General features: G+C 45.1%; 1 pseudogene. It reads left to right on the top strand.

The features are described 5' to 3' along the window. A pseudogene (locus tag R7093_RS26100) lies at positions 1 to 641 on the top strand (transporter substrate-binding domain-containing protein); the annotation flags it as partial.

Here is a 641-nt window from a genome sequence, read left to right as displayed (position 1 = left end):
TATGACGATTTAAAACAGCTGCTTGCGGATTTGAAATCAGGCGTTTTGGACGTGGCTTACATTCCGGATGACGTTGTTCATAGCATGATTGCGCAAGATCAGGTCGATGGTTTGGTGATCAATGAGCAAGACGTTCTGACGTTCTCGAATGCGTTTGCAGTTGCAAAACACAATACGCAGCTCCAACACATGCTCAACAGCATCATCGAAACCATTGACTCAAATGAGATAGAAAAACTTCTGCGCTCGCACCGAAGCTTCAACCTAGTTTATGGCTACGACGATGAGCAAATGGCAAAATTTTTCTTGGCAGGTGCGGTCGCTTTTTCTCTGATGTTTGCTGCCGCGTATTTCATTCTTGCGCACCTACGTCTAAAGGTGAAATTAGCTGAGCTGAATGCCAACAATGAAGAAGCGGAAAAACAATGGCTGATGGGCATCATTCAAGAAATTAACAGCTTGGTGTTTATTCACGGTGAAGATAACCAGTTGGAAATGAGCAACTGTGCCAACTACAAGAGCAAGCAATGCCAAGAATGTAAGCTAAAAAGCTGCTTGACTAATGCGCCTCTCGTGAACAACTCGGATGAATTGGCCACTGTAATTGGCGGACAACGCATCTCGGAAGAGGTTGCGTCTGC

It is taken from the genome of Vibrio sp. 1580 (assembly GCF_033340055.1).
The sequence above is the reverse complement of the archived record's forward strand: the minus strand, read 5'-3'. Positions and strand labels throughout refer to the sequence as shown.